The organism is Streptomyces sp. NPDC001502, assembly GCF_042894785.1.
GTDB classification, from domain to species: Bacteria; Actinomycetota; Actinomycetes; order Streptomycetales; family Streptomycetaceae; genus Streptomyces; species Streptomyces kutzneri.
Genome location: NZ_JBIAVW010000049.1, coordinates 1 through 9698 on the forward strand (window position 1 = coordinate 1; position 9698 = coordinate 9698).

10 protein-coding genes are annotated in these 9698 nt (G+C 71.2%); 7 read left to right on the forward strand and 3 right to left on the reverse strand.

All coding sequences use genetic code 11. The features are described 5' to 3' along the window. Positions 1 to 299: 299 nt before the first annotated feature. From ACFY0D_RS40005 to ACFY0D_RS40020, 4 genes are all read left to right on the forward strand, one after another. Positions 300 to 485 (forward strand): Trm112 family protein, encoded by a 186-nt coding sequence (locus ACFY0D_RS40005; RefSeq protein WP_030015246.1) that lies wholly within the window; start codon positions 300 to 302, stop codon positions 483 to 485. 89 nt (positions 486 to 574) lie between these two features. Further along, positions 575 to 1708 carry an SIS domain-containing protein gene (locus tag ACFY0D_RS40010; protein ID WP_390802778.1) on the forward strand — a complete coding sequence of 378 codons (1134 nt, stop codon included), beginning with the start codon at positions 575 to 577 and terminating at the stop codon, positions 1706 to 1708. Between the two features lie 37 nt (positions 1709 to 1745). Beyond that, on the forward strand, positions 1746 to 2903 hold the full coding sequence (manA, locus tag ACFY0D_RS40015) for a mannose-6-phosphate isomerase, class I (RefSeq protein ID WP_390802779.1): 1158 nt from the start codon (positions 1746 to 1748) through the stop codon (positions 2901 to 2903). A gap of 72 nt (positions 2904 to 2975) precedes the next feature. After that, a complete protein-coding gene (locus tag ACFY0D_RS40020; protein ID WP_390802780.1) occupies positions 2976 to 3899 on the forward strand; it encodes a cation diffusion facilitator family transporter in 924 nt (307 codons plus the stop codon). An 81-nt stretch (positions 3900 to 3980) separates the two neighbouring features. Here ACFY0D_RS40020 and lepB read toward each other — a convergent pair whose 3' ends face one another. Beyond that, positions 3981 to 4676 carry a signal peptidase I gene (lepB, locus tag ACFY0D_RS40025; protein ID WP_390802781.1) on the reverse strand — a complete coding sequence of 232 codons (696 nt, stop codon included), beginning with the start codon at positions 4674 to 4676 and terminating at the stop codon, positions 3981 to 3983. 334 nt (positions 4677 to 5010) lie between these two features. Between lepB and ahcY the strand changes: the two genes are divergently transcribed. Beyond that, positions 5011 to 6447: an adenosylhomocysteinase gene (gene ahcY / locus ACFY0D_RS40030; protein ID WP_390802782.1), complete on the forward strand. Its 1437-nt coding sequence runs from the start codon at positions 5011 to 5013 to the stop codon at positions 6445 to 6447. Positions 6448 to 6561: 114 nt separating this feature from the next. Then, positions 6562 to 7182 (forward strand): hypothetical protein, encoded by a 621-nt coding sequence (locus ACFY0D_RS40035; RefSeq protein WP_390802786.1) that lies wholly within the window; start codon positions 6562 to 6564, stop codon positions 7180 to 7182. A gap of 4 nt (positions 7183 to 7186) precedes the next feature. On the opposite strand, the gene ACFY0D_RS40040 is transcribed toward ACFY0D_RS40035, so the two are convergent. Continuing rightward, on the reverse strand, positions 7187 to 8113 hold the full coding sequence (locus ACFY0D_RS40040; RefSeq protein WP_390802783.1) for an RDD family protein: 927 nt from the start codon (positions 8111 to 8113) through the stop codon (positions 7187 to 7189). Positions 8114 to 8226: 113 nt separating this feature from the next. Between ACFY0D_RS40040 and ACFY0D_RS40045 the strand changes: the two genes are divergently transcribed. Then, positions 8227 to 9234 (forward strand): stage II sporulation protein M, encoded by a 1008-nt coding sequence (locus tag ACFY0D_RS40045; protein WP_390802784.1) that lies wholly within the window; start codon positions 8227 to 8229, stop codon positions 9232 to 9234. A gap of 185 nt (positions 9235 to 9419) precedes the next feature. Here ACFY0D_RS40045 and ACFY0D_RS40050 read toward each other — a convergent pair. Then, the coding region (locus ACFY0D_RS40050) for a hypothetical protein (RefSeq protein WP_390802785.1) at positions 9420 to 9698 on the reverse strand (279 nt) is incomplete at its 5' end.

The following is a 9698-nucleotide window of genomic DNA, read 5'->3' on the forward strand; positions in this document are numbered from 1 at the left end:
TGCTGCGGCTGAACGTGGAGGCCCGTGACGAGGCCACCCTGGCCAGGATCCGCGACGAGGCCCTGGCCCTCATCCGCGCCTGAGCGCGCTGCGGCACTCAAGAGCCAGGCTCCGCCCGATCCAGCCCCGCCGGCGTTTGAGGCGCAGGGCCGGGCGGAGCCCGGTGCCCGGCGGAGCCGGGTTCCCCCGGGGCCCGGCTCCGGGGCCCGGCCCAACCCCCGCCCCCACGACACCGCACCGCCACGAACTCGGCGGTACGCTGACCTCGCCCCACCCACATGCCCGAAGGGAACCGCCCCATGCCGCTCGAAGCCGGCCTCCTGCAGATCCTCGCCTGCCCCGCCTGCCACTCGCCCCTTGAGGACAAGTCGGCCGACGAGACCGCCCCCGAGCTGATCTGCACCGGCCAGGACTGCGGCCTCGCGTACCCGGTCCGTGACGGCATCCCCGTGCTCCTCGTGGACGAGGCCCGCCGCCCCGCCTGACCCCTGCCGCGCGCCCCGGAACAAGGGCACACGCAGACGCTGAGACCGATTCCGCCACCCTGGATCCGTCAACACCGCCGGAGGCCGCCATGCTCGACGAGTCGCTCCTCGACGCACCGGACGATCTCGCCCGCGTCGACCGCCGGGGCCTGCTCCGCGGTGCGGCCGAGGCCGGAGCCAGAGTCCGTACCGCCGCCCGGCACGCGACCGAGGCCGGTCTCGCCGAGCTGCGCCCCGACGGCCGCCCGCGCTCCGTCCTGATCGCCGGGCCCGGCACCGCCGCCACCGGCGTCGCCGACCTGCTCGGCGCCCTCGCCGGAGCCTCCGCGCCCGTCATCCGGCTGGATCCCACCGGCGTCGCCCACGCGGCCGGCGCGCTGCGCTGGACCCTGCCCGGCTGGGCCGGACCCGTCGACCTGCTGCTCCTCGCCACCACCGACGGCACCGAGCCCGGGCTCGCCGTCCTCGCCGAGCAGGCGTACCGGCGCGGCTGCGCCGTCGTCGCCGTCGCCCCCGAGCGCTCACCGCTGAGCGAGGCGGTGGACGGCGCGCACGGGCTCCTCGTACCGATGGCCAAGGCCCCGTACCAGGAATACGACGAGTCCGCCGCGGCCGGACCCGGCGCCCTGTGGGCCCTGCTGACTCCGCTGCTGCTGCTCCTCGACAGGGTCGGCCTGATCACCGCCGCCCCCGACACCCTGCAGCTCGTCGCCGACCGGCTCGACCGTACGGCCGAACGCTGCGGGCCCGCCATCGCCACCTACTCCAACCCGGCCAAGACCCTCGCCGCCGAGCTGGCCGACTCCCTCCCGCTCATCTGGAGCGAGGGCACCGGCGCCGCCCCCGCGGGCCGCCGGTTCGCCGCCACCCTCGCCGAGCTCGCCGGCCGCCCCGCACTGGCCGCCGTGCTTCCCGAGGCGCTGCCCGCCCACGGCGTCCTGCTGGCCGGATCCTTCGCCGCCGGCGCCGACCCCGACGACTTCTTCCGTGACCGGGTCGAAGAGCCCCAGGCCCTTCGCGCCCGCATCGTCCTGCTGCGTGACCGGCCGACCGGTGGCCTCACCGCCGCCCCCGCCGCACGCGAGCTCGCCCACAGCCACGACACGGCGGTCAGCGAGCTCGAACCGGAGGAGGGCGTCGAACTGGAGCAGCTCGCCGAACTCCTCGCCGTCACGGATTTCGCCACCGCCTACCTGGCGTTGGCTTCCGGGGGACACAGCTGAGGCACTGAAGTACCCAGCTCTATCCAGGAAGACGACGATGGACCGCCTGACGAACACGATCCGCCCCTACGCCTGGGGATCCACCACGGCCATCCCCACGCTCCTCGGTGTCGAACCCACCGGTGAGCCCCAGGCCGAGATGTGGATGGGAGCCCACCCGAGCGCCCCCTCCCGCATCGACCGGGGAGCGGGCGAGCGGGCGCTCTCGGACGTCATCGCCGCCGATCCCGAAGGCGAGCTGGGCGCTGCCACCGTCGCCAAGTTCGGCCCCCGGCTGCCCTTCCTGTTCAAGATCCTCGCCGCCGGCGCCCCGCTCTCCCTCCAGGTCCACCCCGACCTGCTCCAGGCCCGGGCGGGCTTCGAGGACGAGGAGCGCCGCGGAGTACCGATCGACGCGGACCACCGCAACTACAAGGACCCCAACCACAAGCCCGAAATGATCTGCGCGCTCACCGCGTTCGACGGGCTGTGCGGCTTCCGCCCGCCACTGGAGGCCGCCGACCTCCTCGCGGGCCTGGACGTGGACAGCCTCAAGCCGTACGTCGACCTGCTGCGCGCGCACCCCGAAGAGGCCGCCCTGCGCGAGATGCTGACGGCCGTACTCACCGCGGACCGCGCCGAGATGGCCCACACCGTGCACGAGGTCGCCGCCGCCGTCACACACCTCGGCGGCCGGTACACCCCGTACGCCACCCTCGTCCACCACTTCCCGGGCGACCCGGGAGTCATCGCGGCGATGCTGCTCAACCACGTCCGACTCCAGCCCGGCGAGGCGATGTTCCTCGGCGCCGGCGTCCCGCACGCCTACATCGACGGCCTCGGCGTCGAACTGCTGGCCAACTCGGACAACGTGCTGCGTGCCGGGCTCACCCCCAAACACGTGGACGTGCCCGAGCTGCTGAAGATCGCGAAGTTCGAGCCGGGCGACCCGAACCTGCTGCGCCCGGAAGGCGACGGCGAGGAGGTCTACGAGACCCCCATCGACGAGTTCCGGCTCTCCCGCTTCCTCCTCGCACCCGGCGGCGCCTCCCGCGTGCTCCCGCACGACACCCCGCAGATCCTGCTCTGCACGGCCGGCTCCCCGCAGGCCGGCGAACTGGCCCTGACCCCTGGCGAGTCGGTATTCGTACCGGCGGGCGAAAAGGTCGAACTGGCCGGAAGCGGGACGATCTTCCGTGCCACCGTGGTGGTCTGACGTAGCGTCCCTCCCACCGACTGCAACAATGTGCGGCCGGTAGTCAGTGGCTAGGAAGGACACCCTGCACCCATGAGCGCGTCGGGCGGTACCAAGGCGATCGTGGCGGCACTCGCCGCCAACCTCGCCATCGCTGTAGCCAAATTCGTGGCATTCCTCTTCAGCGGCTCCTCGTCGATGCTCGCGGAAAGCGTCCACTCGCTGGCCGACTCCGGGAACCAGGGGCTGCTGCTCCTCGGCGGCAAGAAGGCCCAGCGCGAGGCGACGCCGCAGCACCCCTTCGGGTACGGGCGCGAGCGCTACATCTACGCCTTCCTGGTCTCCATCGTGCTCTTCACCGTCGGTGGCATGTTCGCCATCTACGAGGGCTACGAGAAGATCCACGACCCGCACGAGATCACCAACTGGTACTGGCCCGTCGGCGTCCTCGTCTTCGCGATCATCGCGGAGTCCTTCTCCTTCCGTACCGCGATCAAGGAGTCGAACGAGATCCGGGGCAAGCAGACCTGGACCCAGTTCATCAGGCGCGCCAAGGCCCCCGAGCTGCCCGTCGTCCTCCTGGAGGACTTCGGCGCGCTCGTCGGCCTGGTCCTGGCCCTCGGCGGCGTCGGCCTCGCCCTGCTGACCGGCGACGGGATCTGGGACGGCATCGGCACCCTGTGCATCGGCATCCTGCTCATCGTCATCGCGATCGTCCTGGCCGCGGAGACCAAGTCCCTGCTGCTCGGTGAGGCCGCCGGCATCGAGGAAGTCGAGAAGATCAAGGCCGCGGTGGTCGACGGGGACGTCGTCACCCGCGTGATCCACATGCGCACCCTGCACCTGGGCCCGGAGGAGCTGCTCGTCGCCGCCAAGATCGCGGTCGAGGGCAACGACACCGCGACCCAGGTGGCCGACGCGATCAACGCCGCCGAGGCCCGCATCCGCGAGGCCGTCCCGATCGCCCGGGTGATCTACCTGGAGCCGGACATCTACCGCCCCGAAGCCGCCAAGTAGCCAATGGGCCAAGTGGCCCTGAACGCCCGAAGGCCCCCGCGAGCAGCAGCCCGCGGGGGCCTTCGGGCGTTCACGGGGCCCTCAGGCTCCCGGCGGCGGCACCAGCCCCGCGTACGCCGGGTGCACCGCGGTCGCCGCCGCCCGGCGGCGAAGCCGCAGCGAGACGGCGCCGAACAGCGCACCGGCGCACAGCACCGCGACGCCGACGAGTGCCGCGGACCGCAGGCCGACGAGCAGCGGATCGCCCTCGTCGACCATCGTGCCGTTCACGTCCGACAGGGGCACGGTTCCGCTCTCCGAAAACTCGAACCGGAAGCGGGAGTCGGCGGAGTTGCCGCGGTTGTCGCCCAGCACGAACAGCCGGCCCTTGGGCACCTTCACATCGAACGGGGGCGACCCCGCCACCGGATCGCCGTTCAGGACGTACGGCTCGTCCAGCGGCTTCCCGTTCAAGGTCAGCGTCCTGTCCCCGGGTGTGTAGGCGATCCGGTCGCCGCCCACCGCGACCACCCGTTCCACGGACTGGTGCCGCTCGCCCCAGGCCGCGGCGTCGAAGAGCACCACGTCGCCGCGGTTCACCCTGATGGCCAACAGGTTGAAGGTCACCGACGATTCCGTTGCGAGGGTCGGCCGCATGTGCCCCCCGGGCACGAGCTTCGTCGGCATGAAGAAGTACCCGCCCAGACCCCCGACACAGCCCAGAAGCGCCCCCAGCACCAGCAGCGCCACCGATGTCACCCCCAGCCGACGTCCCGCCACCCGGCCCTGCATTCCCATGCTCCCGCCCCTGCTCCGCTCGATCCGATGTGCGGCCGAACTGTACGGGCCGGTCGCGCCGGGCCCGCCGACGGGGTGTCACACCACGTGAGGGGCACCATCGGGGCGCCCGGAGGAAAGACGCGGCCAGTTCTCCGGCTGACTGGGGCAGACTCCGCCGATCGGTGTAGATTCGTGCCCAGTGTCAGGCGTCGCTGCTGATGGCGGGTCGGGCGGTCCCTGCGACCGGCCGAGGGGAGAGAGGACCCCCGACGGACTGTGCTCGGTGCCCCGTCCCCAGGACGGCGCACGGCCCAGCCGTACCCACCCTCTCGAACCATGAGGAGCAGCACCCATGGACTTCAAGGTCGCAGACCTCTCCCTTGCCGCGTTCGGCCGCAAGGAGATCACCCTGGCCGAGCACGAGATGCCGGGTCTGATGTCGATCCGCGCCGAGTACGCGCAGGCGCAGCCCCTGGCCGGCGCCCGCATCACCGGCTCGCTGCACATGACCGTGCAGACCGCCGTACTCATCGAGACCCTCGTCGCCCTCGGCGCCGACGTCCGCTGGGCCTCCTGCAACATCTTCTCCACCCAGGACCACGCGGCCGCCGCCATCGCGGTGGGCCCGAACGGCACCCCGGAGAACCCGCAGGGCGTCCCCGTCTTCGCCTGGAAGGGCGAGACGCTGGAGGAGTACTGGTGGTGCACGGAGCAGGCGCTGACGTGGCCGAACACCCCCACCGGCGGCCCGAACATGATCCTCGACGACGGTGGTGACGCCACCCTCCTCGTCCACAAGGGCGTCGAGTTCGAGAAGGCCGGCTCCGCCCCGGACCCGTCGACGGCGGACTCCGAGGAGTACGCCTACATCCTCACCCTGCTCAACCGCACCCTCGGCGAGTCCCCCCAGAAGTGGACCCAGCTCGCGTCCGAGATCCGCGGCGTGACGGAGGAGACCACCACCGGTGTCCACCGCCTCTACGAGATGATGTCCGAGGGCACCCTGCTGTTCCCGGCGATCAACGTGAACGACGCCGTCACCAAGTCGAAGTTCGACAACAAGTACGGCTGCCGCCACTCCCTGATCGACGGCATCAACCGCGCCACCGACGTCCTCATCGGCGGCAAGGTCGCGGTCGTCTTCGGCTACGGCGACGTCGGCAAGGGCTGTGCCGAGTCCCTCCGCGGCCAGGGCGCCCGCGTCATCGTCACCGAGATCGACCCGATCTGCGCGCTGCAGGCGGCGATGGACGGATACCAGGTCGCCACCCTCGACGACGTCGTCGAGACGGCCGACATCTTCATCACGACCACGGGCAACAAGGACATCATCATGGCCTCCGACATGGCCAAGATGAAGCACCAGGCCATCGTGGGCAACATCGGCCACTTCGACAACGAGATCGACATGGCCGGCCTCGCGAAGGTCGAAGGCATCGTCAAGGACGAGGTCAAGCCCCAGGTCCACACCTGGAAGTTCCCCGACGGCAAGGTCCTGATCGTCCTCTCCGAGGGCCGCCTGCTGAACCTCGGCAACGCGACCGGCCACCCGTCCTTCGTGATGTCGAACTCCTTCGCGGACCAGACCCTGGCCCAGATCGAGCTCTTCACCAAGCCGCAGGAGTACCCGACTGAGGTCTACGTGCTCCCGAAGCACCTCGACGAGAAGGTCGCCCGCCTCCACCTCGACGCCCTCGGCGTCCGCCTCACCACCCTGCGCCCGGAGCAGGCCGCGTACATCGGCGTCAAGGTCGAGGGCCCGTACAAGCCGGACCACTACCGTTACTGATCGACCCCACCCCTGATCAGCCTCTGATCAGCGGCGGCAGAACGTGCAGCAGGCCCCCGGCACCCGTGCCGGGGGCCTGCCCCATATCCCTCGACCCCAAGAAGAGTGCGCACCATGCCCCGCGGCCGCTACTCGCTCCACGACCCGCACGACCACGCCCCGCTCGGCGAGGAGCACTTCCACTGCGCCCCCGGGCCCTCCGGCTGGCGCTACGTATCCCAGCTCACCGGCCCCGACGGGGACCACCGCGGCTCCGTCGACCTGGCGATCGACGAGCTGGGCCGCCCCATCCGCCTGGAGGTCAACGCCGCGAGCTGGCAGGTGCGCGGCGCCGCCATCGACGGCGTCACCTGGGTCCGGACCGACCCCACCGGCACCGAAGCCACCGAGGGCAACATCGCCGCCCCCGGCTTCACCGGCACCTCCCCGGCCTTCCTCATCGCGACGGCCCGCCTGCTGCGCCTGGCCCCCGGCGCGCCCGCCACCCGTGTCCGGCTCCTGGCCCTCACCGATCCGGTCCTGGCACCCCGTACGGTCGACCAGGCCTGGGCCCTCGTCGCCCGCCAGGAACACCCCACGGACAGCGGCCCGCTGCTGGTGGACGAGTACCAGGTCAGCGCCCTGGACACGGGCGAGGTCCACACGATCCACATCGCCGGGGACGTGGTCCTCTCGGCCCCCGGCATCGAACTCGAACACCTGGAGACACCGCCCTCGGCCTTCGGGGAACAGTGATCCCTCAGGCGGGCGGCGCGAACCCGCCGGCGCGGGGAGTCTGCGCGGGAGCCACGGGCGCGGGAGCCGCGTAGGGGACCGGCGCCACGACCGGCACCGGCCCCGGTACCGGCGCGGGTGCAGGTGCGGGCGCCGGTGCAGGTGTGTGCCCGGTTGTGAACCCGGAACCATGACCGCCGGCGGACGGCCGGAACGCCCGGGCCGCGTCACGCGACTGCCGCTCGTGCACCACGGCCATCAGGAACGCGGCGGCCGGCACCCCGGCCGGCGGCGGCGCCCCCGTACGCGCCACCAGATCGTCCGCCAGCCGCACCGCCATCGCGGCGCCCACCTGCGGGTCCAGCTGGTTCATCCGCGTCAGGTACTGGCGTATCGCCAGCCACAGCCCTTCCGGCACCGCCGACAGATCCAGCCCGGTGAACCGACCGGCCAGCCACGGCGGCGGCGGAGGCACCGGCATCACCCGGGTCCCCGGCACCCGCTCCCGGACCACCAGCGTCCCCGCGAACACGTCCCCGAGCCGCCGTCCCCGCGCCGACACCAGCGAGGCGATGCACGCGATCGACCCGAAGGTCAGGATCAGCTCCACGATCCCCAGGGCCCCGCGCACCAGAGCGTGCCGGAACCGGATCGGCCCGCCGTCGTCCCGTACGACGCGCAGCCCGCAGGCGAGCTTGCCGAGCGAACGCCCGTGGGACAGCGTCTCCACCGCGATCGGCACGCCCACCAGGAACAGCAGGAAGCCCGCCACCGCGACGGCCGCCTGGGCGGCCTCGTCCAGCGAGGCGGTGGCCATGGTCAGCCCGATGGAGATGAGCACGTAACCGGTGACGTACACGGCCAAGTCCAGGAGGATCGCCAGCCCGCGGCTCGGCAGCCGCGCGGGCCTGAGCCCCAGGACGACCGCGTCCCCCGTCACCAGATCGCTCACCACAGCACCTCTCATGTGACCTGCCCCGCCCCTACGGCCTCCAGTCTGCCAAGCTGACCACACTAGGAATAGGCAGTGGCCAGGGGACCTGGGACAGGGGAGCGGCAAACCGGATGGATCTCGACGTCTTCGTGACCGCACACCGTGCGGAGTGGGAGCGCCTGGAGCAGCTCCTGGGCCGCGGCCGCAAGCTCACCGGCGACGAGGCCGACGAACTCGTCGCGCTCTACCAGCGCACCTCCACCCACCTCTCCCAGATCCAGTCCACTGCCCCGGACCCGTTGCTCACCGGCCGGCTGACCCAGCTGGTCGCCCGTGCCCGCGCCACGGTGACGGGCACCCGCCGGGCCGGCTGGCGCGACGCCGCCCTCTTCTTCACGGCGGGCTTCCCGGCCGCGGTCTACCGCAGCCGCCGCTGGTGGATACCGACGGCCCTGCTCTCCACGGCGCTCGGCGTGCTCATCGGCTGGTGGATAGCCACGCACCCGGAGGTCCAGGGCGCCATCGCGGCACCCGAGGACCTGAAGGCGCTCACGCAGCCGGGCGGCCAGTACGAGACGTACTACTCCAGCCACCCGGCGGGCTCCTTCGCCGCCCAGGTCTGGACGAACAACGCCCAGGCGGCGGCGATCTGCCTGGTCCTGGGCGCGTTCCTGGGGATACCGGTGCTCTGGATCCTCTTCCTGAACATGGCCAACCTCGGCGTCGGCCTCGGCCTGATGGCCTCCGCCGGCCGCCTCGACGTCTTCCTGGGCCTGATCCTTCCGCACGGCCTGCTCGAACTGACGGCGGTCTTCGTGGCCGCGGGCATGGGCCTGCGCCTGGGCTGGACGGTCATCGACCCGGGCCCCCGCACCCGCCGTGCGGCCCTCGCGGAACAGGGCCGCACCGCCCTCGGCATGGCCATCGGCCTCGCGGTGGTCCTCTTCGTCTCGGGCCTGATCGAAGGCTTCGTGACCCCGTCGGGGCTCCCCACCTGGGCCCGCATCACGATCGGCGTCGCAGCCGAGGTCGCCTTCCTGCTCTACGTCTTCATCCTGGGCGGCCGAGCCGCCCGCGCCGGCGACGTGGGCGACGTGGAGGAGGCCGACCAGACGGCGACCCTCCCGACCGCGGCCTGATGTGCGTACAAGCCTGTTGAGCTGCTAGTCTCCTCGTCGTCCCGCGAAGACCGTTGACACGGAGCGCGCGGGGAGGTAGATTCGAACGGTTGCCTCGAACTGGACAAGTTCGGCAGCGATGGTTTAAACTCTCTCTCGCCCCCAATGAGGAATTGAATTCCAGTGGGGTACAACCGACTCCTCATTCAGGAATCCGAAGCCGGGAAATCCGGTGGAGAACTTCTGATAGAGTCGGAACCGCCGGAAAGGGAAAGCGCGAAAGCGAAAACCTGGAAAGCGCCGAGGAAGTCGGACACGAAAGAGTCTGATAGAGTCGGAAACGCAAGAACAGAACGAAAGCCCGGAGGAAAGCCCCAGCCGATGTCGCGGGGGTGAGTACAAAGGAAGCGTCCGTTCCTTGAGAACTCAACAGCGTGCCAAAAATCAACGCCAGAAGTTGATACCCCGTCCACTTCGGTGGATGA

Bases quoted from the DNA above. Each gene is read 5' to 3' on its own strand.
- lepB (WP_390802781.1), bottom strand. From the start codon at position 4,676: ATGGGAATGCAGGGCCGGGTGGCGGGACGTCGGCTGGGGGTGACATCG.
- ahcY (WP_390802782.1), top strand. From the start codon at position 5,011: ATGGACTTCAAGGTCGCAGACCTCTCCCTTGCCGCGTTCGGCCGCAAG.
- ACFY0D_RS40020 (WP_390802780.1), top strand. From the start codon at position 2,976: ATGAGCGCGTCGGGCGGTACCAAGGCGATCGTGGCGGCACTCGCCGCC.
- ACFY0D_RS40035 (WP_390802786.1), top strand. From the start codon at position 6,562: ATGCCCCGCGGCCGCTACTCGCTCCACGACCCGCACGACCACGCCCCG.
- ACFY0D_RS40045 (WP_390802784.1), top strand. From the start codon at position 8,227: ATGGATCTCGACGTCTTCGTGACCGCACACCGTGCGGAGTGGGAGCGC.
- manA (WP_390802779.1), top strand. From the start codon at position 1,746: ATGGACCGCCTGACGAACACGATCCGCCCCTACGCCTGGGGATCCACC.
- ACFY0D_RS40010 (WP_390802778.1), top strand. From the start codon at position 575: ATGCTCGACGAGTCGCTCCTCGACGCACCGGACGATCTCGCCCGCGTC.
- ACFY0D_RS40005 (WP_030015246.1), top strand. From the start codon at position 300: ATGCCGCTCGAAGCCGGCCTCCTGCAGATCCTCGCCTGCCCCGCCTGC.